The sequence below is a fragment of the Microcoleus sp. LEGE 07076 genome, from assembly GCF_015207455.1.
Taxonomy (GTDB): domain Bacteria; phylum Cyanobacteriota; class Cyanobacteriia; order Cyanobacteriales; family Microcoleaceae; genus Microcoleus.
Window position 1 is genome coordinate 24,638 of the sequence record NZ_JADEWV010000018.1, and the last position, 25,300, is coordinate 49,937.

A 25,300-nucleotide genomic window follows, 5' to 3' on the forward strand; every position below is an offset into this window, starting at 1 on the left:
TTCAAATCGCTCCGAACGCTATAGTTGTGTTAACACGTAACCAATCTCTAAAAATTTTGTTGGTTGAGGATGACCTCGCAGATGCGACGCTGATCGAAGACCTTTTAGGGTCATTCAGCGAGTCTCTGTTTCGGCTTCAAACTGTTAAGTCTCTGGAGATGGGACTGGCGTGTCTGGAAGCAGAAAAGTTTGACGCGGTACTGTTAGATTTGTCAATGTCAGACGGCTTGGGGGGAAGCGAGGAGATCGCGGTATTGAAAGCCCGATCGCCCACAGTGCCGATTGTGGTGCTGACAGATATCAATGACGATAATACGGCGCTGTCGCTATTGCGATCGGGCGCTCAAGATTGTTTGGTAAAGGGAAGATTTCACAGAACTCTGCTGGTGAGGGCAATCCATTACGCGATCGAACGGCAGCGCATCGAAGAACAATTGCGGCAGCAAGCTATCCGAGAGCGGCTGCTGGGACAAATGATCGAACATATTCGATCGTCAATAGACGCGGCGAGCATTCTCCAAAGTACCGTCGCAGAAGTGCGCCAATTCCTCAAAACAGACCGGGTTTTAATTTATCGCTGTCAGGATTGGGCGTCTCAACTCGACGGGGAAGAGCAAAAAGGTGCGATCGTCGCAGGTGATGGTTTGCCGTTGGGTTATATCGAAAACCAAAGTATTAGTGCTGCTTTGGCCGTGTCGTGCTTTTTTTTGGTAGAATCTCAGTCGGTACAAGCAATAGCAGATGTCAGCTCTGCCGAATTGGCTGGCAGTTGCAAAGAGTTGCTGGCAGATTGTGAAATTGCAGCAGTTTTAAGCGTGCCAATTTGGCAATCTGGCGACTGGGAAACGGCTTTTCAAAGACGACAAGGCATTGTTTTGGAACCAGAAAAAATAGCAGGTGCAGCCGAAGATGATCTCTGGCTGCCGGCTTTGGCCAAACCGCAGGCGCAGGGTTCAAGCGCGCCGGATTTGAGGGGTGAAAATGGCAATAGTTTGTGGGGAATGCTGACAGCGTACAATTGCAGCGGTGTTAGGGAATGGCAGCAGTGGGAAATAGATTTTTTGCAGCAGTTGGCGAATCAAGTGGCGATCGCGATCGAACAATCTCAACTTTACCGCCAGCTAGCAATAGCCAATCAAAAATTGCAGGAACTGGCAACTACTGACGGGCTGACGGGCATTGCCAACCGCCGCCAGTTCGATCGCGTTTTGATGTTGGAGTGCCGCCGGTTGGCAAGACAGGAACTGCCGCTGTCTTTAATTATGTTTGACATCGACTTTTTTAAACTTTACAACGACTTTTACGGCCACGTCGGCGGCGACGATTGTTTGCGCCAAGTTGCCGGGGCGATCGCCTCTGCTGCCAAGCGGGCTGGGGATTTGGCAGCCCGCTACGGCGGCGAAGAATTTGCAGTAGTGCTGCCCAACACCAGTGCCGAAGGGGCAAACGTTGTCGCCCGGAAAATTTGCGACGATATCGCCAGCTTGAAACTGCCTCACGCGCGATCGCCGATCGGCTCTTATGTTACCCTCAGTTGCGGCATTGCGACAGCGATTCCTGCTGAGGAGGAATCTCCCGACACTCTAATTCGCAGCGCTGATAGCGCCCTTTACCAAGCCAAAACTGAAGGCAAAAATCGGATTTGTCACGCGGGCAGAAATGCTCGGCGGTTGGAACCCGCGTCTTGTCAAACGATGTCCGCTTCTGCGGACTGAGAAATCTGGAATTTGAGAGAAATCCTCGGCGGTTTCCAACCGCCGGGGTTTTTCTTGAACCCGCGGAGGCGGGTTTTGTTTGACAAGACGCGGTTTCCAACCGCCGGGGTTTTTCTCTTGAACTTTTGCAAGAGGTCTATTGAACCTGCTTGGCATGGATTTTGTTTTTGCAAACCTGGGTTCCAACCGCCGGGATTTTTCGATCGCGCTGGAATTTCAATCAAAAACTCTGCACCCTCTCCCGGTGTTGAAATACAGCTCAATCGGCCGCCGTGCCGATCGACTACAATCGAGTGAGAAATCGACAATCCCAAACCCGTGCCCTTGCCCACAGGTTTAGTCGTGAAAAACGGGTCAAACAGCCTCGATCGCACCGGCTCCGGTATCCCCCCGCCGTTGTCGGCAATAGATACCGCTACGAAGCCTGCAGCAGCCGGATAAGTCCGAATCGCGATCGTGCTCGGATGCCGATCGCACTCCTCGATCGTCCGCCCTTTGTCCCGTTCTTCCAAAACATCGATCGCATTAATCAAAATATTCATAAATACCTGATTCAACTCGCCCGGAAAACACTCAACTTGAGCCAATAGCTGGTAATCTTTAACTACCTGAATCGCCGGACGGCTGCCGTGAGATTTCAACCGATTTTGCAAAATCATCAAAGTGCTGTCAATTCCTTCGTGAATGTTCACCGACTTCCCAGCCGACTCGTCCAAGCGAGAAAAGTTACGCAATGATTTGACAATCTCGACAATTCGCTCGGTTCCTATTTGCATCGAACTAAACAATTTCGGAAAATCTTCAACAATATAATCTAAATCTATCGCATCAATTTTATCTAAGACTTCCGCCGGAGGATTGGGGAAATATTGCTGGTAAAGTTCAATCAATTCCACCAAATCTAAGCTGTAATTGCGAGCCGGAATGATATTGCCGTGAATAAAGCTGACGGGGTTGTTAATTTCGTGAGCAACACCAGCAACTAACTGACCCAAACTCACCATTTTTTCATTTTGAACAAGCTGAGCCTGAGTAGTTCTGAGTTTGTTAATAGCTGTTTCTAACTCTAGCGCTTTTGAGCGTTCTCGCGCTTCCGATTCCAGCAAAGCTGACTCGGCTTGTTTGCGATCGGCAATTTCAATTTGTGCTTGCTCGAACAGCGTCGATTGCTGGATCGCGATCGCCAATTGCACGCTAATTTGTTTGAGACACTCCACCTCAATTTCCAGCCAGCGGCGGCGGCCCGCGCACTCGTGAGCAATCAATAATCCCCACAAGTTCTCCCCTTGCAAAATCGGCACTACCAAATTAGCTCGCACCTGAAATTGACTTAACAAATTAATGTGGCACTCGGCAAGACCGGCTTGATAAATATCATCCACAACTACAGTGCGGCCTTGTTGGTAAGAAGCAGCATAGCTGGATTGAAAGCAAGAATCGTTAATAGTTATTCCCCGAAGCGAACGCCAATTTTCCCCCACAGATTCGACAGCTACAAAACCGCTCCAATCAGGATTAAAGCGATAAATAATTGTCCGGTCTGTATCCAAAAATTGCCGTACTTCAGCCACAGCTTTTGTCAAAATTTCTGCTAAATTGAGAGAAGAGCGAATGCGTTCCAGCATCCCTACCACCAAACGTTCTCGCTTTAATTGTTGGCGCAAAATAGACTCGGCAAGTTTGCGATCGCTAATATCTTCGATCGCAGCAATTCCGTAACTCGGTTCCCCAAACTCATCCCGCACTAAAGATACAGTCACGTTCGCCCAAACAAACGAACCGTCTTTGCGTACAAAGCGTTTCTCAATTGCATAATTAAAAATTTCCCCAGCTAACAGTTTTTTTGCCGACTCGACATCTGCTGCTATCTCTTCCGGGTGCGAAATATCCCAAAGATTTAGGGCTTTCAGTTCCAATGCTGAGTATCCGACAATATGGCAAAAGCCTGGATTTACATTCAAAAAACGACCGTCTGGCCGCACTTTAACAATGCCGAGCGCCACTTGTTCAAATACAGCTCGAAATCGTTCTTCGCTTTCTTGCAAGGCAATTTCTGCTGTTTTGCGATCGGTAATGTCCATTTCCGTACCAAACAGTCGCACCACTTGACCCAAATCATTTTTAACAGCTTGTCCTTTACAGTTAACGTACCTGATTTCTCCTGATGAAAAATAGATGCGGTGGTCGATGTCGAAAGCTGTCCCTTCTCTCGCTGCCTTTTCCAAAGCTTGTGTAACCGTTTCTCGCTCATCAAGATGAATTTGCTCTAAAAGTTCTACCATTGTCGGTGGCTGATTTAATTCTCTCCCGTAAACTCGAAACACTTCCTCCGACCAAGTAATAATTTCTGTCTCAATATCGAATTCCCAATTCCCCATGCGGGCAATTTTTTGCGCTGCTTGCAATTGGTCGGTAAGTTGTTGCAGAGATGCGATCGACTGTGTTTTTTCGGCTTCTGCCGCCACGCGGGCGCTGATATCTTTGTGAGTGCCTGTCATCCGCAGCGGCCCACCCCATTCGTCGTACTCGACTACCTTACCCATCGCCAGAATCCACTGCCAATTTCCCGCTTTGTTGAGCAGCCGAAATTCAACTTCATAGATATCGGTGCGACCTTCAAAACAGAAATTTAAAGATTCCGTTGCCTTCGATTTGTCTTCGGAATGCAGCAAATTTTCCCAACCTTGAAGGTTATTTTCAATTTCAGTTTCTGCGTAACCGAGCATTGATTTCCACTGCGCGTCGAAATAAGTTTCGCCAGTGGCTACATTCCAATCCCACAGCCCCAAAGAGCTGCCAGAAACCGCCAACTGCAATCGCTCTTGACTGAGTTTTAATGCCGATTCGGTGCGTTTTAGTTCTGTGAGATCGGCAATTATCGCCATCATTCCTATCGGTTGACTGTCGCTATCTTTAATGCAGTCAGCTCGCAATATCGTTTCTATGACTTCGCCATTTTTAGCCTTGAGTGTAATTTCACGGCTCCAGGAACAACCTTTCCGCAGCACCTTAAATAACTTTCTCAATTCTTGAGATTTGGCGTACATTGCTCCCGGGCCGCCGGCATTATTTAGTTCTTCAACTGTATAGCCGTAGCGCTGAATAAATGCTTGATTGTGATAAATTGAACAGCCGTTCAAATCGGCGATCGCGATCGCATCGCTAGCGCTGTCTACAGCTTGAGTCACCAAGCACAAAGTCACTTCGGCGTTTTTGCGATTGGTAATGTCAAAAATCGCTCCATCCAACCACAAAACCAACCCTTCTCGATCGTAAGTCGGTCTGCCTCTTTGCGACAGCCACCGCAGAGCACCGTCAGCCCGCACAATCCGGTATTCTACATGGTACGGCTGTTTTGACTCTACCGCTGCCCTGATTTGTTTGGCGAGCATTGGACGATCGGCTTCGTGGATAATGCTAGCAAAACTCAAGCGGTTGTTCTCCACAAAATCCGCAGCCGGATAGCCGCTAATTGCCTGAATTTCATCGCTAACAAACACCATCGTCCAATCAGCATCGTACAAGCTGCGGCAGATAGCGCCGGGAATATTCTCAACGAGCGATCGAAATCTGGCTTCCGTCTCCCGCAAAGCTGCTTCGATTAGTTTTAAATCAGTAATATCCAGTATCATGCCTTCCCAAACTATATCCCCTTCCTGCCCTCTTTCTGTCGGAAAATCAACTCGTTCCGGTCTCGAAACCCCACGCATCCACTTAACTCTTCCCGAGGGCAAAATCGCGCACCATTCCTGCTGCCAAGGCTGCATCTTTGCCGCCGAAACAGCAATTGATTCGTAAATCTTTGCCCGGTTGTCTGGATCAACACAATTGAAAATAAGTTCGGGATTTAGCTGAATATCTTCTGGTGCCAATTCATATAAATCGCGGCAACCAGAAGAAATGTAAGGAAAAGACATTTGGCCGTCCCTTGAAAGTCGAAATTGATAAATTATTCCCGGCAAATTGGCCGCAAGTTGCTGTAATCTAGCTTCGCTTTCTTGCAGCGCTAATTGTTGGCGCTTATACTGAGTAATATCTCGAATTATCCCCACCAGAATTTTACCGCCGTCGCTATTTTCAAACGTAGCTTTTTTAGTAGACAGAATGTGCTGGGTACCGCTGGCATCCGTAAAAAATTCCTCCGTCTCGTTTTCTTCCCCCGTCCTCAACACTTGTTCATCTTTCTGCCGAAAAAAATCAGCTTCTTCTTTTGGGAAAAAGTCGTAATCAGATTTACCTAGCAGTTCTTCGCGCGGCTTGCCCATCAGCTTGCAAAAAGCATCATTTAACAGTATCCAGCGGTGCTGTTCGTCCTTGACAAAAATTGGATCTGCAACTGCATAGATCGTATAATTCAAAAAATTTTTACTAGCTTCCAGTTCTTCTAATGCTAAAACTCTATCCGTAATATCATTGATAGTTCCTGTCGTCCCCTGCGCCTCGCCATCCGCGTCCAATATCAAAAAAAGCTGCACTTCGACCAAGCGGAAGTCACCAGTTTTAGTGATATATCGAATTTTATAACAACAAGATGTTCCTTGATTTTCGGTCGGAGTTCTGCACCAATTAAAATATTGGAATTGGTCGTCAGGATGAATGTAACTCAAGCAGGAACTTCCTAAGCTTTCATCGACTGTAAATCCGGTAATTTCCGTCCAAGCGGGATTGAGAAAAGTCCAATTACCAGCAATATTTGTTTCAAAAACAACTTCTTTGATATTGTTGACAACTTGTAGGTATTTTTCTTGACTTTTTTGCCATTTTGCTTGCCGTTTCTCGCGGGCGATCGCGCAGCGCAGCGTCCGCAGCAGCAGTCGGCTGTCTACTTGTCTTTTCACCAGATAATCTTGAGCGCCAGCGGCAATTAACTCGACAGCCAGTTTTTCGTCATCCGCGGCTGTCAAAATGACGATCGGAATATTTATCCCGCAATCTTGCAAGCGGAAAAGACTATTAAATTTTGGGCTGTCAGGAAGTGTCAAATCTAATAAAATTACATCAAAAATCTCGCAGCTTAAAATTTCTATAGCTTCCCGAAGGCATACTGCATTCGTCGTCTCAATTGATGAGTTCAGCCGGGACTCAGACAGCATTTCTTGAATGAGTTCTGCATCTTCTGCACAGTCTTCTACTAAAAGAATTTTCAAACTAGCAAGCGTTAAAGTTGGCTCAACAACATATTTCATATTGGCTTATCTAAATAAACAAAAAAACCAGCAGCGGACGCAGCTATCTAGCTAATTTTTGGGAAACTTGAACCGTAGGCTTGAGAATTTCCTGGGTGCTTGCAAACTCCTAGATTTACAGTATATTCCAAGTTCCTGAAGTACAGTAGCAACTATTGTGATGTCGATCCTCCGGGTGCGGATATGCCCTATCTTGGATAGAACTTGCAGATTGACGCAGGAATCAGCACCTACACGGGAGCTCGCCCGCGCGCGATGTGTACGACATATACATGGAATATTCTGTATATAGCGGTTCGATCGCGTTGTGAGGTATGCCCTGCGCGGGCCAAGGCCCGCCCTATACCCGACAGCACCTCATGTTACTGAGAAATGCTATATATCCGGGGCGCGCAATGCACGCCTTACTTCCTGCGAACCTAATTACGAACTTGATTGCGGCTGTCTAGCCCGACGCGATTTTACTGAGTTGACTCGATCGAGTTTACTGCTGTTTGGGCAGCACAACTGTAAACACGCTACCTGTGCCGAGATTGGTGCTAATAGCAATCTCACCGTTAAACGGTTTTAAAAGTTCAATACAAGTATAAAGTCCCAGACCAGTTCCTGTGGGTTCTCCTTCGGTTTTCTCCTCGCCTTTAGGCGGCTTTGATGTGTAAAAAGGATCAAAAAGTTTTGATAAATTTTCCGGTGCTATACCGCATCCCGTATCTGAAATATCCATGTAGATGTGGGAGTCGTCTTGCCTGGTTGCGATAGTTATTTCCCTGCTTTTCTTTTGCCACATAGCATCCATTGCATTATTAATTAAGTTATAAAATACTTGAGAAATATAGGAATAAATTAAGGGAATGCTGGCAATTTCTTCGTCATAAAAGTATTTTTTTCTAATTTTGTTTTTAAAATACAGATTCCCTTCCAATAACTCAATTTCTCGCTGCACTAAATCGTTGATGTTCACAGGCTGCAAATCTTGCTTTTGCTCTTTCCTGCTTTTCATCATCAGAGTATCCATGATTTGATTGATTTTTGTGACAGATTGAAAAATATACTTAGTATAATTACCAAAAGAGTCTTCTTGAATTTCGGTGGCTTTTGTTTCAATCAAATCGACGCTAGTCTGGATTACTTGCAGCGGACTTTTGAGGTTGTGTACCATTCCTTGAGTCAAACGTCCGATGATGGCTGTTTTTTGCTGGTCGATCAATTGCTTGGTTTTTTGTTCGACAAGTCTTTCTAGGTTTTGGTTGAGGTGGGCGAGTTCGAGGTTTTTTTGTTCGAGTTTTTTTTGCAAGCTGCGGATTGTCAGGTGAGTTTCAATGCGGCTCAACACTTCTTCGTGCTGGAAAGGCTTGGTGATGTAGTCAACGGCTCCTGTCTGAAAGCCTTTTACTTTATCAAGCGTATCGGAAAGGGCGCTCATGAAGATTATGGGAATGTCTCGCGTTGACGGGTCTGCTTTCAAACGCAGGCAAGTTTCAAAACCGTCAATTCCTGGCATCATGATGTCCAAAAGAATTAAGTCGGGATGGATGTATTCAATTTGTTCGATCGCACTTTCGCCGTCTAGAGCCACTAATACTTTATAGCCGTAATTCCTTAACAGCTCGAAAAGTACGTCGAGATTGGTTTGGTTGTCATCGACAATTAGTATGATGCTTCTTTCGGAATTCTGCTCGTTCATATTCAAGGAAAATATTGAAATTTGTGATTTGTTAGATCAATTCCGGTTACACCGTCAGGTGATTGTTGACTGGGGAATTGTTGACTCTTGACTGTTGACTGTTAAGAAGGGCGGGCACTCACAGGCACTGCCCATACTGACTGTTGGCTGTTGACGGCTCTAAAAACTGAATGGTTGAGTGTTAATTTTTGACTCGATTTTATTATTCCGATGCAGCCGGAAACGATATGACTTGTGACTTTAAAGTTGTGACTTTAAATCTGATTCAATGAATTTTATGTGGCTCTAGAAACCTGGTTGTTTCGTAGATGCTTCTATTTGCAATAACTCTTTTAGGAGCCGGCTGCGAGTGCAGGTACCCCAAGCAAATTAAGTTGTCGCTTCGCGGGAGTCCAGAGTTCCTGATTGAGAATGGTACTCAGGGCGCGAGATTTAACCGATTTTGAGTTATCTGTTAGCTACCCTCAATTTTAGGACAAATGTTGCTTCAAAAAGTCTCGAATTTGCTTGAGCTGAAATCCTTTAGTAAGTTGGCGCAGGTGATTAACGAAAGGCTCTAATGTCGGGTCTGAATGTTCGAGTTTAGCAATTTCCTCCAGAATAGCTTCAATATCGCCCATTGCAGCCAATCTCAACAAGACCAAGACTGACTCAGAGTTAGGAGACACCATCGCCCTGTCATCCGCAGCAATCTCAGATGATATTTTGGGAGTTTTAGCTTTCCGTTTTTTGGTTTCTGTTCCCTCTTCATAAATCCATTCTAATTCCAGATGCAGGCGTAATAATTCTAAAAGCTCGTTAGTTTGAATCGGCTTGGTAAGAAAATCATTGCAACCTGCAAGTATGCTCTCTTGCCTAGTCGTCTCGTAAACACTAGCAGACAAAGCAAGGATAACCGCATCTTTTAATTCCGGCAACTGTCGCAGCAGTCTGGTAGCTTCCCAACCGTCCATTACGGGCATCAACAAGTCCATTAAGATTAGATCCGGTAGAAATTGCTGTGCTTTTTGCAAGCAGTCTTCGCCGTCTGTGGCTTGGGCAATTTCAAAACCCAAACGAGAAAGCATTCTGTGTAGCATGGCACGATTTACTTCGTTATCGTCCACGATCAGCAATTTCCGCTGGCTGCCGCTAAAACCGACAAGCCGGCGTTTTTCTTGCGGGGAGGGGAGTTGAGAAGACTGGGCGACGGCGGGCAAGTCTAGATCCAACCAAAATATGCTGCCTTTGCCCGAGGTACTTTGGACGTAAATTTGGCTGCCCATCATTTTGACTAATTTTTGACTGATGGAAAGTCCCAGTCCGGTACCTTCGACAAAATTGTTACGATCGCCCACTTGGTGAAAAGGCAAAAATATTTCTTCTAATTTATCCTGCCCGATGCCAATGCCAGTATCTTCGACTTGAAAGCGAATTTTAGCGACTGGTAATTGCTCTTTGTTTGCTGCTGCTATCGATTCGCGGGCTTCTTGCGTTCCCGGCGGCGTGTCTAAATTCGCGGTCAAATTGATTGTTTTAGCGGCAATTTCCGCTGTCAAACTCGAATTTGCGGAGTTGATTTGAAGAGATTTTTCTCCCCAATTTTCTGCATAACCCACCTTGAATGTCACGCCACCGCTTTGGGTAAACTTAACTGCATTGCTGAGCAAATTAATCAAAATTTGGCGCAACCTTTTTTCGTCAGCAAAAATGCAGTCTGGCAGCGCCGACACCTGCTCGTAATTAAAGGCAATTCCTTTTTGCTGCGATCGCATTTGGAACAAATCAACAATACTTTTAATAAAGCTGGCAAAATGCACGTTGTCCGGTGACAGTTCCATTTTGCTAGCTTCGATTTTTGAGAGGTCTAAAACGTCATTGATCAGCGTCAGCAGGTGGTTGCCGCACTGGTGAACGCTGTTGAGACTTTCCTGCTGTTCTGCGGTTAAGTTTTTATCCGGTTTGAGCAGTTGAATGTATCCTAAAATCCCGTTCAAAGGTGTCCGCAATTCGTGGCTCATGTTGGCGAGAAAGTCGCTTTTAGCGCGGTTGGCGGATTCGGCGGCGACGGCGGCTAATTGCAGGGCGGCTTCGGCTTGTTTTCGATCGGCAATTTCGGTTTGTGCTTGTTGAAATAGGATCGATTGCTGGATCGCGATCGCCAACTGCACCCCCAATTGTTTCAGGCACTCTGCCTCCAATTTTTGCCAGGGACGCGGGCCCGTGCAGTGGTGGGCAATTAACAGCCCCCACAAGTTTTCGCCTTGCAAAATCGGCACTACCAGACTCGCTCTCACCTGCAGCCGAGCCAACAAACTCAAGTAACAGTCAGCGAGGCCGGCATTGTAAACATCATCTGTGGCTCTAATTCTGCCATCTTGGTAAAGACTAACGTAGGCTTCGCCAAAACAGGGGTCATAAATTTCCATTCCTATAATTTCTAGGGAACTTTCGCCCACCGACTCGACAGCGATAAACCCGCTCCAATCCGACTTGAATTGGTAAATAACAGTGCGGTCTACTTGCAAAAAATGCCGCACTTCTTCGACGGCTTTGGTGAGAATTTCTTCGAGATTGAGAGAAGAGCGAATTCGTTCCAACATGGCTACTGCCAACTGTTCCCGCTTTAATTGATGGCGCAAAAGTGCTTCTGATTCTTTGCGTTTTGTGATGTCGGTAATCACTGCAATTAAGCCGACCGAATTGCAGTTTTTGTCTTTAATAGTGTCGGCTCGCACCAAAGCTATCACAGCTTCGCCGCTTTTAGTTTGCAGCGCAACTTCGCCGCACCAAGAGCGACCTTGGCGAATGTTTTTATAGATTTGTTTGTAAGTTTTAGGTCGGACATAAAGGGAGGCGCGATCGCCGAGTTCGTTGAGTTCTTCCACCCTGTAGCCGTAACGCTGAATGAAGGCTTGATTGTGGTAAAGAGAGCGCCCTTTCAAGTCGGCGATCGCGATCGCGTCGCTGGTACTTTCGACGGCTTGAGTGACTTGCAGCAAAGCTAATTCTGCTTGTTTGCGATCGCTGATATCCGTCATCGAACCCACCATCCGCAGGGGGTTTCCGGCTTCGTCCCACACTGCTTGAGCGCGGGCTAGCACCCACTTGTAGCTGCCGTCTTTGCACTGCAAGCGGTATTCGGCGGCGTAATTGGGGGTTTGGCGATCGAGATAATCTTGGATCGCTGCTAGCACTCGATCGCGATCGTCTGGATGGATGCGATCGATCCATTCGCTGTTGCAATTGTCGATTTCGCCACCTGAGTAACCGATAATTTCTTGCCAGCGGGCCGATCGAAAAGCTTGATTTGTTTGAAGATTCAAATCCCAAATTCCGTCTTGATTGCCTTTGAGAACCAACTGCCAGCGTTCTTCGCTTTTACGCAATTCTTCTTCGGCTTGTTTGCGCTGAATGTGAGAACCCAACTGAGTCGCTACCGCCTTGGCCAATTCTACTACGCGCGGTTCCATAATCGAGCGGTTGCGCTTGCAGAATATTAAAACAGCCAGCACCTCTGAACTAGCGCGAATTGGCACTCCGAAACAAGCTTTCAATCCGATTGCTGCCGCCATTTGCGATCGGGCAAAAAATGAATTATTGACTACAGAAATATCTTCAATCCATTCTACCTGTTGCGTTGACCAAATTCGTCCCGGCACTCCCACTCCGGGCGCGAATCTAATTTTCTTGCTTTCGCTGCCGAAGCTATCTAAATCGCGATCGCTAGCATACCAAGTTTCGCTATGTTCCAAAACAGTATTGTTAGCAGCCGGTATCCAAGCTTCCCCAAAATTCCAGCCGATCGCACTGCACAATAACCGCAGAATATCCGGGAGGGCGCTGTGAAAATCTGCCGACTGACTAATTGCTTGAGTTGCTGCCAGCAACAGCTTAATTTCATCTTCTGCTTGCTTATTTTCAGTAATATCAGTTCCCGTGCCAAGAATTTGTTTTAACTTGCCCTCTGATGTTTTAGCAAATACAGTATCTCGGCTGACAATCCAGCGCCAAGAACCATCCTGGTGTCGGATGCGGTATTCAATTTCAAAGATATCCCCTTCCGTACCCGTTTCAACCTGCTGTAAATAATCCGGCATTTTAACAGCATCTTCCGGGTGAATTAAACTTGACAGCATCCACGGCCCGAGTGCCTGAATCTCTTCTACTGTATAGCCGATAACCTTGTAAATAGAAGCATTTGCATAGATAGTTTTTTGTTCTATCAAGTCCCAAACATACAAAATATTAGGACTTGCCTCAGCAATTTTATCGCCGAACCGCTTGCTATCTATCAACTCTGCTTCAGCTTTCTTTTTCGCAGCAATGTCGCGAACAATGCAAATGATTTCCCCGTCGGGCAGCATTGTCAGCGAGACATCTATCGGAACTTTCGAGCCGTCACGACGGCATCCTACTGCTTCGGTGATGTAATAACCTTTCTGCACTAAAGCCGGCATAACTTCTTGCTCGAACCTTTCGAGTTCTGCACCTTCGTAGAATACTTTGCAACTTTTGCCTAACAGTTCTTCGACAGATTCGTAACCGAAGATTTTTAGTCTGGCTGCGTTGCAATAAATCACTTCTCCGTCGGCATTGAGCATGGCGATACCGTCGGAAGTTTTTGCCATTGCCACTGCTTGCCTCTGGAGTGCTGACTCCGAGCGTTTGCGCTCAGTGATATCGCGGACTATCGCGATAATTTCGTCTTCCGTGCAGCATACAATTCTCGCTTCAAAATCGCACACTTGCTCCTTGACAAGCAATTGATATTCTACGATTTGAATTTCCCCATTATCAGCAGCTCCTTTGTTGTATGACAATATTTTATCTGCCAAAACTGCCGGTAATATGTCTTGTGCTTTTTGGCCGATAAATATGTTGTTTTCCGGTATCAGGGCTTGGAGGTCTTTTGCCGGTTTGAAATCCACCAAAGTACCATCGGCGCGACAGCGAAAAATCATGTCAGGTATCGCGTTTAAAAGAGCGCGGTTGGTGGCTTCGCTTTGGCGCAATTCTGCTTCGGCTTGTTTGCTCAATGTCACGTCGCGGGCCACTGCATAAATCAAACCTTCTTCAGCAAATGGTGATGCCGTCCACGACAGCCATTTATAACTACCATCTCGGCAAAGATAGCGGCTTTGTAAATTAATAACCGGGTTACCCTTTTTAAGTTTTTCTACTTCAGCTATAGTTATTGCTCGGTCTTCTGGATGCACGAATTCTATAAAAGGTTGGGCTAAAAGTTCGGCACGGCTGTAATCCAATACATTTGACCAAGCGGGGTTTAAGCGTTTGAAATAGCCATCAAAACCTGCAATGCAAAGTAAATCCAGCGAGATATTAAAAAACCGATCGCGCTCTTGCTGGGTTTGTTTTAATTCGGTGACATCCATCACCACACCGTCCCAAATGATATCGCCGTTGGCTTGTTTTTGCGGTTGCGACGCGCCAGAGAGCCATTTCACTCGCTCTCCCACAACTTGTCGCCACTGGTGTTGCCAAGCTTGTTGAGTTGTCGCTGAATTGGCGATCGATCGCTCCAAGTCTGATCTGTCGTCGGGATAAACTGCTGACCAAGCCAAATTGGCATTGTTTTCAATTTGTTCTGGTCTTAAATTGCATAGCTGCACGCTGCCAGAAGAAACGTATGTGAAAGAGATTTTTCCATCAACAGATAGCCGAAATTGATAAATCATTCCCGGCACGTTATCGCTCATCGTTTTAAATCTAGCCTCGCTTTCCTGCAAAGCTAATTGCTGGCGCTTGTACTCGGTCACATCTCGCATTGTTCCTACCAACATTTTAGTACAGTCGGCTTTGTGAAAAACAGTTTTTTTGGTAGATATAATGCGTTTTTTGGCTTGGCTATCTGTAAAAATTACTTCCGTTTCATCAGGCAGGCTTCTTTGAAATATTTGCTCGTCTTGCCACTCAAAGAAATTGGCTTGTGCTGCGGGTAAAAACTCGTATCCCGACTTACCGATCAGTTCTTCTCGTCTTTTTCCCATCAACTCGCAAAAAGCATCGTTTAATACAACCCACCTGTGGCGCTCGTCTTTGACAAAAATTGGGTCTGGAGTAGCATTTATCGTGTGATTCAAAAACTCTTGTGATGCTTTTAGTTCATCTTCGTAGCGGTAGCGGTCGCTGACGTCCAAAATTACTTTAATCATCCGGTCGATCGAGCCATCCCGGCAGCGAATACAGCGCAGGGAAACTCTCGTATAAACTATTTTTCCGTCTTTTCTGCGCCATCTTTTATCTAAAACATATCCCTCGCTCTCCCCAGCAAAAATTTTATTTAACTGCTCTAAACTGGCTTGCCAATCTTCAGGAATACTCCACCGTTCCCAATCTCCATGCAGCAGTTCTTGGCGGTCGTATCCCAACAAATTGCACAAAGCATCGTTAACTTCCAGCCACTGACATTTTTCGACTTCATCAGGCAAAATTGGAGGAGCAATAATTGCAATTCCGACGAGGGAATTTTCGACTACCGAGCGATATTTTTCTTCACTTTTTTGTAAAGCTTCTTGGTTGTGCTGTCGCTCTACCGCGTAGCGGAGAGATCTCCTTAATACTTCGCTGTCGATTTTTCGCTTGACTAGATAATCCTGAGCTCCTGCTTGGATTGACTTCACCGCTAGTTCTTCATCGTTACGGCCAGTCAATACGACGATCGGAGTATTGATGCTGTATTCTTGTATCTTGGCAATTGAACTTAAGTCTTGGCTGTCGGGCAGCGACAAATCTAATAAAATCACATCAAAATGTTCCCCACTCAAAATTTGCTGCGCTTTGCTGAGACGATCTGTACAGCTTACTGACAGCCTTTGGGGTTCAAGTTGGCTGACAGTTGTTTCTAATAATAATTCTTCGATCAGCTCGGCTTCGGCTTGATTGTCTTCTACCAAGAGAACTTTAAAGCCGTTTTGCTTTCCGGTTGAGTTCAAAACTGATATCATATACCTTGTTATTTGTCATAAGGTAGTAGAGCTAACTATTATAGCATACAAATAATTAAATGCCAATTAAAAATGCCGCTAAAAATTGAAATATCTCTAGTTTAACAACTACAATGGTCTCAAACGACTGTGTTTGCGTTCTCACTAGGTTAAGCTGATCAGAAATAAAAACTTTGCGGTTGTGAAAACCTTGGTTAGTTAAATAAAGCTGCTTGGTGTTGTGTTTCTTGGGCGATCGGCTCACAGGGGGCCGATCGCGCGATCGAAACCCACCCTTTCTTGCCTTTCGATCGAGCTACCCCCACAATCCCAACGGTATCCCCGCACCGCCGGACGCCGGCGCCAAAAAAGCGGTGCCAACTATCTTCGACATTCATCGGTTTACCAGTTTTTTTTATAATAGCTTACATAAATTACCCACCGCCATTTCTTTACTTTTTGCAATCAAATAAAGTTTTACCCCGACTCTTGCCATCTAGGAAAAAAGTGATATTATTGAAGTAGAGATAATCAAAAACTAGCCCAATACAACATCGAAAAACAACCGATGTTTTCGCAACAAAAATACATCAAATAATTCACAGTCCTTTGTTTGCTGTCCTTCGCACCTTGAAAAAAACGCAGACAAGCTCCCGACACAAGTCGCCAGCAGCTCAAAAGTTTAGACTGAGGTTCAAGCTCGCAGATTCATCACTAGAGTCAATTATTCAATCTAAAAAGTCAAATTTCAAATTGAATGACCGAATAGAGATCGAGTTGAGAGGAAAAAGCAATGCTAGAAAAATTAGCAGTTCAACCAAAACAAGTTTTACTTCCCAAAGAAGAAGCCTTAATATTGTGGTTTGATGAAGTCGGCATCGGCGACATCCCATTAGTAGGTGGTAAAAATGCTTCATTGGGCGAAATGATTCAACAGTTAACCCCCAAAGGAGTCAGCGTCCCCAACGGATTTGCAACTACAGCACGCGCTTACCGCTACTTCATCTCTGCGGCGGGTTTAGAAGCAAAATTGCGTAAAATTTTTGCCGATTTAGATGTAGAAGATGTGCAGAACCTGCGACAAAAAGGCAAGCAAGCGCGGGCATTGATTTTGAATACACCGTTTCCGGCACAACTGCAAGCGGCGATCGCAGATGCTTACCAAAAATTGTGCGATCGCGAAGGCGAAGGTACCGACGTAGCAGTACGTTCATCAGCCACCGCCGAAGACTTACCAGACGCCAGTTTCGCCGGACAGCAAGAAACCTACCTCAACGTTCACGGCTGCACCAGCGTCCTCGAATGCTGCCACAAATGCTTCGCCTCCACATTCACCGACAGAGCAATTTCTTACCGCCAACTCCGAGGTTTCGACCACTTAGAAGTCGCTTTATCAGTCGGCGTGCAGAAAATGGTGCGATCGGACTTAGCATCCTCCGGCGTCATGTTCAGCATCGACACCGAAACCGGTTTCAAAAATGCCGTATTAGTTACCGCCGCCTACGGATTAGGAGAAAACATCGTTCAAGGAGCCGTAAACCCCGACGAATACCTCGTTTTTAAACCCACATTAAAACAAGGTTTTCGCCCAATTCTCGACAAACGCCTCGGCACAAAAGACATCAAAATGGTGTACGATCTCGGCGGTTCCAAATTCACCAAAAACGTCTCCGTAGCCCCAAAAGAACGCGGCAAATATGCCATTACCGACGACGAAATTCTGCAACTAGCACATTGGGCAGTACAAATAGAAGAACACTACTCCCAAGTCCGCGACACCTACACGCCGATGGACATCGAGTGGGCAAAAGACGGCAATACCGGCGAACTCTTCGTCGTCCAAGCGCGGCCCGAAACAGTACAATCACAAAAATCCGCTACAGTTTTGCGGAACTACAAATTGCAAGGTTCCAGCCCGGTTTTGGCAACTGGACGCGCCGTGGGCGAAGCGATCGGACAAGGCAAAGCCCATATAATTTTAGACTCTCACAAAATCGCCGAATTTGAAGCTGGAGAAGTTCTTGTTACCAACAAAACTGACCCGGATTGGGAACCGATCATGAAAAAAGCCAGCGCCATCGTCACCAATTCCGGAGGCCGCACTTGCCACGCTGCGATCATTGCCCGGGAAATGGGAATTCCCGCCATTGTCGGCACCGGCGACGCTACTAAAGTCTTGGAAAACAATCAAGAAATCACTGTTTCTTGTGCCGAAGGAGACGAAGGCAAAGTTTATTCCGGTTTGCTTCCGTTTGAAATACAAGAAAGTGCGATCGACAATTTGCCCCGCACCCGCACTCAAATCTTAATGAATGTCGGCAACCCAGAAGAAGCCTTTGGTTTGTCAGCAATTCCTTGCGACGGCGTAGGGTTAGCGCGGCTGGAATTCATCATCGCCAACCACATCAAAACCCACCCCCTGGCACTGATTCACTTTGACGAATTGGCAGACGAATCTGTGAAGCGTCGAATTGCCAAACTCACAGCCTTTTACGATCGCAAACCCGATTTCTTCACCGACAAATTAGCCCACGGCATTGCCACAATTGCCGCAGCATTTTATCCAAATCCAGTCATCGTGCGGATGAGCGACTTCAAAAGCAACGAATACGCCAATCTTTTGGGAGGGCGGCAGTTTGAACCCAAAGAAGAAAACCCCATGCTGGGGTGGCGCGGTGCTGCTCGCTATTACGACCCGAATTACCGCGAAGCTTACGCTTTGGAATGCCTTGCATTGAAGCGAGTTCGGGACGAAATGGGCTTGACAAATGTGATTCCGATGATTCCGTTTTGCCGCACCCCTGATGAAGGGCGAAAAGTGTTGGCCGAGATGGCAAAACACGGTTTAGTTAAGGGCGAAAATGGCTTGCAAGTTTATGTGATGTGCGAATTGCCCAGCAATGTCATATTTGCTGACGAATTTGCTCGGGTTTTTGACGGATTCTCGATCGGCTCCAACGATTTAACTCAGCTAACATTAGGATTAGACCGAGATTCTGCTTTAGTCGCCCACATCTTTGACGAACGAAATGAAGCTGTCAAGCGGATGATAGAAATTGCCATCCGAGCCGCCAAAAAGTACGATCGCAAGATTGGAATTTGCGGTCAAGCGCCCAGCGATTATCCTGAATTTGCTCGCTTCTTAGTTGAATTGGGAATTGATTCGATTAGTTTGAATCCCGATTCGGTTCTGAAAACTTTGTTGGAGGTTGCGAAGGTGGAGCGCGCGGGTTCGATAATGGATTTAGCGACGGATGTGGCTCAGGTTTAACTCTTTTGGTTTTTGACAAAAAGCGGGTTTGTAGTGGGGACTAGAGTCCTCAGATATTTATGAGGACTAAACTCCTCACTACAAACCTCTCAATAAATCCCCTCATCGGCGCCAACAGCAACCGCCACCAGCAAACGTTATGAGGACTAGAGTCCGAACGATCAAACCTCCACCAGCAAACGGTTAATACAGAAGCGACGCAGTTTGAGACTTGTCCGGGAACTTTCCTGATTTAACACCGTCTTTCGGCAGATGATTTTATGTTGCCGATCGCCTAAATTAAAAGAAATATTATCTATATCAGCTCACTAAATGTGCTAACTGTTCTCCTGATTATTTTCATAGGTTTAGCTCCGTCCCTGCTGTCTTTGTGGGTGATGCGCTCTGCCGAGAGCCAAGCCCGAGATAGAATTGCAGCGGCCAGGCTGGCTGTAGCAAACAGACCCTTGCCAAATCAACCCGCAACGGTCGATCGCACCTACGTAGAAGGCCTCGGTTATCTGATCGGCGATATTACTTGCGAGTATAACGCCCGCTCTAATTACATCCGCTGTGCGGTCAATCCTGTCGGGCATTGTCTTGATTGTCGGTACTACCAAGCCAGAACTCTTGACGTTTGCGGTGAAAAGATATAGGTTGTATTGGGGCTGGTATCTACGCATATTTGCTGATGCAGTAATTCATAAGTTAGTATGTACTTACGTGTAAGGATTGTTGCTGTATCTTACTTCAGGACAAGCTCTGCCAAAACTCAGCAATTAAAATTTAATCGAGCAGTATTGCTGGGTTAAAGTTGTGATAACTGGCATACTGCGATCGGTGTGTTTCTAATTGAGGACTTGCGATCAGAAACCAGGTTTAGAGAATAAATCTGAGTTGGGTTGCCAGAACTATAGGAACAAATCCGGTTTTTAGTCTCCTAGACGCAACTCCTGCGGTTAAAAAAATTAGCGAATAACAATCGCAATTAGCTGACGATCGCATCTGCAACTCGATTTCTCCCAAACATCATGAAAAAGTGTGCACAAACAATTGTCAGGAGCATTGACCGAAAAAATGGGATACAAGCCCCCTCCTTTTAGGAGGGCTTTGTGTGAGAATATTCCGATCCTCAAAGGATCTCGCTCGCTCAAGACACGTTGAAACAGCACTCTCAATCGGAGCTCTTCTTAGAGAGAGCCAAATGGTCAATGGTTAAATCAAACCCGGAAGTTTGAGTTAAAAGTCGCCATCTTAGCATTGGGAGGCTTTAAACTGACAAACCCCCGAAAGTAAGACTATGTAGATAGCACATCCCGATGAACCCTCAAGCATCACCGCACATGAAAGGGCGGTGAGTATGTCAACTCAAATAAAAGCTCGCTAGAAGACTTTAAGTTGACGGTTTGAGAATTGGCTTGTGGGCTATACCAATCTGTTTTTGCACACAGAAACGCAGTCTCAAACCCTAATAGTTGTCTTTAGACTGCAACTCATAAATTTTTAAGACAACTCGCCGACACAGGGTATGTATATTTCAGTTGAATCACAGGTTTTGGACACTCCCCGCCCAATTATGTCCGGGCGATCGCTCCGTAGCAATCCCATCTTTAATTAAATTCTGGTAGCGATCGCTTACACAGCTGGCACACCAAAACCTAAGAAACCGGGTTTTTTACCGGGAGTGAGGGTTGCAAGCAAGTCTTTTTGTCTGTCTAGCCCGGTTTGTAAGTTCAAAAATGGTGCAGTGAAATTTCTCGGAAAACCAAGTCCATTGGACGATCGACAGAAACCTGATCAAATAAATTTTTGATAATTCCTGTTATTGTCTGCTGCCGGATGTAAGAGGTTTGTATGTAAAACAATACCCTTGCTTACAGAAAGCCGAAGGCAAAAGATCATCCCATAGATAGATTGATTCTTGGCATTTCAATTTCCAATATTCAGCCACACTGGCAATATTTGCAATGCTATCAAAGAGCAAGATAGCGCAGCTTTGTGCTGAGTAAAATCCGCCGGCAGCTCTCGAACGCACTCAAGCAGCAGAGCCTCTAACTCTGCAATTAAACCCTTTCTTCTGGTGATAAATATCATCTTCAAGCGAGGATATTACAACAATTATTGAGGTCATTTTACCATGCAAAGCATCTGCAACAAACCAATTATCCCTAGCCCAAAAATAGGTGATACAGCCCCAAGCATGACTGGCGAAAACTCCCGAACAACAGCAACTAATCCTCAAAAAAAAATACCCCAAGTAAATGCAGGCAGGTGTTTGCCTTCCCCACAAATTGATGGCGGCGTAGGAATTGGGGACTCCCGCAGAGAATTTTTGCCAGCAACAGAACGGGTCAGCCACCCGAGTGTAAAAAATGTGCTTTTCCTTGATGCCAGAGTAGAAAAATACGGCAGCTTGGCGAGCGGAGCAACAGCAGGTACAGAAGTATTTCTACTCGACTCGACGCAGGATGGAGTCGAGCAAATTACCAGAATTCTGGCTAATTGCAGCAATTTAGACAGCCTGCAAATAATTTCTCACGGTCGAGAAGCCCAAGTGCAACTGGGGTCGATCGCCCTCAACAGCGACAACATAGAAACCTACAGCCATTTGTTGCAGCAGTGGGGAAAAGCCCTCAGCCAAAAAGGAAATATCTTGTTATGCGGTTGCAGCGTCGCAGCGGGCGAAAGCGGCGCAGCCTTCGTGCGGCGGCTGAACGCAATTACTGGTGCAGATATTGCAGCTTCCGACAACTTGACAGGAAGCGCGGCACTAGGCGGCGACTGGGAATTAGAATTTTCGACAGGGGAAATCGAGGCGAGTATCGCCATTGAAAAAGCAGTGCTCGAAGCATACAGCTACACGCTCGGCACATTAGTTAACGAAACTTTCAAGAACGCCACAGTTAGGGGGCCTTGGATTTACGGGGGAACAGGCGGTGCGCTCTTCGATCCCACCAGCACAGTGGCAGCAGTCGCTCAACCTATCCCCGGCATTACCGGAGGCAGCGTATCCGGCATACTTCCGGCTTTTGGCGGGCGGGCTCCGGGAGAGGGGGCTCTGCAACTAACTCCAGCAGAAAACTTTCGGGAAGCCTTCGTTATCTACAACAACCCCATTCCTTCAACCGACGGTATCAGAGTTAAGTTTGATATTTATTCCTACGGTTCAAGCGTGATACCTACTGATACGACCCCCGACAGTCGTATTGCCGCTCAGCCTGCGGACGGCCTGGGTTTCTTCTTGATTGACGGCAGCGCCAGCCCAACCAGGCCAGGAGGTTATGGCGGTTCTCTGGGCTACGCTCCGCAAGACAATGGTGCTACCAGCGGTATTCTCGGAGGTTATCTAGGTATTGGACTTGACGAGTACGGCAATTTTTCAAGAAACGCAGAAGGGCGGACAGGCCCGGCGCCGGCTCCAATTCCCAACTCCTCTCTTGGCGATTTCAGACCTGACTCAGTAACGCTCAGAGGCAGGGAAGCCAACAACTATCCGTTTTTAACAAATGCGATAGTTCCCTTCGGCATCGATAACATTCCTACGGCGATTCAATTTACCAACCCTCCTAACAACACTTTTAACTTCAGCAATACCTTCACGAACAATCGGGATCAAGCCAGAAGAGCCATTCAAGTGACGCTGAATCCATCTAACGATCCGGTAGAACCCAATCGCCTGACTGTTGCCTTCGATGAAAACTTTGACGGCATCTACGAAACTACACTGATCGACATCGACAACTTGGCAACCGCCAACGGCCCAGTACCGCGAAATTTCAAATTTGGTTTTGGCAGTTCCACAGGAAGTTCTAGCAACATTCACGAACTTCAAAACGTGGTAGTCGAGACGGTGAATCCTCCGACTATCTCGGCTGACGTGAGCACGATCAAGACTGGCCCGGAGTTCGTCAAGGCCGGGAGCAGCATTACCTACACGATTACTACCGTCAACAAAGGGCCAGCGCCCGCTACAGATGTCTTGATTCAAGACGAAATACCATTTGAGCTGCTCAGTCCTGGCGGACAGCCGCCAACAGTTATCAACGTCTCCAATAACGGCATTTACCAGAACCAAACGAAGTCTGTCAGATGGCCGTTAATTCCGGTTCTCAATCCGGGCGAGACTGTCACTTACAGCGTGACAGTTAATGTGCCGTCCACTTTAACCAGCAGCAGCAGTTTTTCCAACGTTGCATTCAGCACCAGCTCGAATTTCGACCCCGACCTCAGCAACAACAGCGGTATATACCCGCCGGGGCAAGTCGATGGGCCTGGTGTAGTCTTTACCACAATTACCGGTACGATCGCGGATGTAGTTACTACCAAAAGCGGCCCTTTGACTGCTCCGGCCGGGTCAACCATCACCTACACGCTGAACACGACTAATAGGGGGCCCGACCCAGCCACCAACGTGACCATCACTGACAGCATTGTTCCCGGTTTAACAGGAGTCAGCTTTTCCAACGGCGGGAGCTATAACGCACAAACAGGCATTGTCTCCTTTCCACCCGTGGCGACGCTGGCAAACGGGGAGACTGCGCCCCGCACGGTCAGTTTCGTTGCTCCAGCCAGCCTTAGCGCCATCAGCAACACGGCTCGGAGCCGATCGACCACTCCCGACCCGATCGCCAGCAACAACAACGGCTCCACCACCAACAAAGAGGGAACTCCCACTAACTCTAGTGTTACGACAACTATTACGCCCAACGCCGATCTGGCAACCACCAAAACCGGCTCTACCACTGCTGTCCCCGGCGGCTCGGTCAGCTACAGCATCGCCACGATCAACTTAGGTCCTAGTCCCGCAGAATCCGTAACCATCACAGACAGCATCGTTCCCGGGTTAACGGGAGTCACGGCATCTAACGGCGGCGTTTACGATTCAGCGACGGGCATTGTCACCTTCCCACCCGTGGCGATCGCCAGCGCTGGGACAGTCAACCGGACGATCGGCTTCACAGTACCGCTGACAGCAACTTCCATCAGCAACACTGCCAGAAGTAGCTCGATCACTCCCGACTTGACTCCCAACAACAACAACGGTACCAACCCCAACGCCACCGTGTCCACCAGCGTCAGTCCCAGGGCCGATATTATCACCCAAAAGACTGCCCCGGCCACCATCCGCGCCGGGGAGACGCTCACTTATACAATTACTACTAGCAACAACGGCCCGAGTACCGCGACCAACGTAGTCATTACCGACGACCTGATTCCCGGCTTGACAGGAGTTGTGGTGTCCGGTGGCGGAACCTACAACGCAACCACAGGGACGGTCGATTTCCCGGCGATCGCGACTTTAGCCAGCGGCAGCAACCAGACCCGCACCATCAGCTTTGTACCGCCACCTACGGTGACGAGCATCCTCAACGTTGTTTCGAGCCGATCGGACACTACAGACCCCGACCTGACCAACAACAACGGCTCAATCGTCGCAGCGCCCGGTGGGTCGGGGGGGCAAGTCATTACGACGATCGGTGCAGCCGCCGATATTATCACCCAAAAGACTGCTCCGGCCACCATCCGCGCCGGGGAGACGCTCACTTATACAATTACTACTAGCAACAACGGCCCGAGTACCGCGACCAACGTAGTCATTACCGACGACCTGATTCCCGGCTTGACAGGAGTTGTGGTGTCCGGTGGCGGAACCTACAACGCAACCACAGGGACGGTCGATTTCCCGGCGATCGCGACTTTAGCCAGCGGCAGCAACCAGACCCGCACCATCAGCTTTGTACCGCCACCTACGGTGACGAGCATCCTCAACGTTGTTTCGAGCGTATCGGACACTACAGACCCCGACCTGACCAACAACAACGGCTCGACAGTCGCAGCGCCCGGTCAGCCCGGGGGGCAAGTCACTACGACGATCGGTGCTGCCGGCGCCGACCTGATTACGTATAAGTCCGGTCTCCAATCGGCAGCAGCAGGCAGTTCGGTGACATATACGATCGTTACCTCCAACAATGGGCCGAATGCTGCTGAAAACGTAGTGATTACAGACAGCATCATTCCCGGTTTAACAGAAGTCACGCCATCCGATAACGGCGTTTACGACCCACTGACAGGGGTTGTCACCTTCCCAACAGTTCCCAGCTTGGCTAGCGGCAGCAACACCAACCGCGAGGTAACATTAGTCATGCCAGAAACGGGCAGCATCACCAATACCTCTAGAAGCAGATCCACCACTTTTGACCCTGAACTGACCAACAACAACGGTTCCGAGGCCAGGGCCACTGTCACCACCGCCGTCCTGGCGCAGACAATACCAATACCGACTCCAACTCCGGGTGGACAAACTCCGACTCCAACTCCGGGTGGACAAACTCCGACTCCAACTCCGGGTGGACAAACTCCGACTCCAACTCCGGGTGGACAAACTCCGACTCCAACTCCGGGTGGACAAACTCCGACTCCAACTCCGTGTGGACAAACTCCGACTCCAACTCCGGGTGGACAAACTCCGACTCCAACTCCGGGTGGACAAACTCCGACTCCAACTCCGGGTGGACAAACTCCGACTCCAACTCCGGGTG

General features: G+C 47.5%; 8 protein-coding genes. 4 read left to right on the forward strand and 4 right to left on the reverse strand.

What is annotated here, in order from left to right; genetic code table 11:
* Positions 1-26 precede the first annotated feature (26 nt).
* Complete coding sequence (locus IQ270_RS04955) at positions 27-1,715, forward strand: diguanylate cyclase (protein ID WP_339384316.1); 1,689 nt, start codon at positions 27-29, stop codon at positions 1,713-1,715.
* Here IQ270_RS04955 and IQ270_RS04960 read toward each other — a convergent pair.
* From IQ270_RS04960 to IQ270_RS04975, 4 genes are all read right to left on the reverse strand, one after another.
* Positions 1,688-6,901: a PAS domain S-box protein gene (locus IQ270_RS04960; protein WP_228056087.1), complete on the reverse strand. Its 5,214-nt coding sequence runs from the start codon at positions 6,899-6,901 to the stop codon at positions 1,688-1,690. The two genes, IQ270_RS04955 and IQ270_RS04960, sit on opposite strands and share 28 nt — an antisense overlap.
* 484 nt (positions 6,902-7,385) lie before the next feature.
* Entirely contained in the window at positions 7,386-8,585 is a 1,200-nt protein-coding gene (locus IQ270_RS04965; protein ID WP_193972140.1) for a response regulator, read from the reverse strand.
* A gap of 470 nt (positions 8,586-9,055) precedes the next feature.
* Entirely contained in the window at positions 9,056-15,532 is a 6,477-nt protein-coding gene (locus IQ270_RS04970) for a PAS domain S-box protein (protein WP_193972141.1), read from the reverse strand.
* A 194-nt stretch (positions 15,533-15,726) separates the two neighbouring features.
* Positions 15,727-15,909, reverse strand: coding sequence for a hypothetical protein (locus tag IQ270_RS04975; RefSeq protein ID WP_193972142.1), 183 nt, complete (start codon positions 15,907-15,909; stop codon positions 15,727-15,729).
* Between the two features lie 395 nt (positions 15,910-16,304).
* Here IQ270_RS04975 and ppsA point away from each other — a divergent pair, with 395 nt between their 5' ends.
* The 3 genes from ppsA to IQ270_RS04990 all read left to right on the forward strand — a co-directional run.
* Positions 16,305-18,782, forward strand: a complete 2,478-nt coding sequence (gene ppsA / locus IQ270_RS04980) for a phosphoenolpyruvate synthase (RefSeq protein ID WP_193972143.1) — start codon at positions 16,305-16,307, stop codon at positions 18,780-18,782.
* Between the two features lie 314 nt (positions 18,783-19,096).
* On the forward strand, positions 19,097-19,417 hold the full coding sequence (locus IQ270_RS04985) for a DUF6464 family protein (protein WP_193972144.1): 321 nt from the start codon (positions 19,097-19,099) through the stop codon (positions 19,415-19,417).
* Between the two features lie 1,481 nt (positions 19,418-20,898).
* Positions 20,899-25,300: DUF4347 domain-containing protein (locus IQ270_RS04990; RefSeq protein ID WP_193972145.1), on the forward strand; the 4,402-nt coding region annotated here is incomplete at its 3' end.

Excerpts from the sequence above, each read along its gene's own strand:
- IQ270_RS04975 (WP_193972142.1), bottom strand. The coding sequence starts at position 15,909 with ATGAATGTCGAAGATAGTTGGCACCGCTTTTTTGGCGCCGGCGTCCGG.
- IQ270_RS04965 (WP_193972140.1), bottom strand. The coding sequence starts at position 8,585 with ATGAACGAGCAGAATTCCGAAAGAAGCATCATACTAATTGTCGATGAC.
- IQ270_RS04970 (WP_193972141.1), bottom strand. The coding sequence starts at position 15,532 with ATGATATCAGTTTTGAACTCAACCGGAAAGCAAAACGGCTTTAAAGTT.
- IQ270_RS04960 (WP_228056087.1), bottom strand. The coding sequence starts at position 6,901 with ATGAAATATGTTGTTGAGCCAACTTTAACGCTTGCTAGTTTGAAAATT.
- ppsA (WP_193972143.1), top strand. The coding sequence starts at position 16,305 with ATGCTAGAAAAATTAGCAGTTCAACCAAAACAAGTTTTACTTCCCAAA.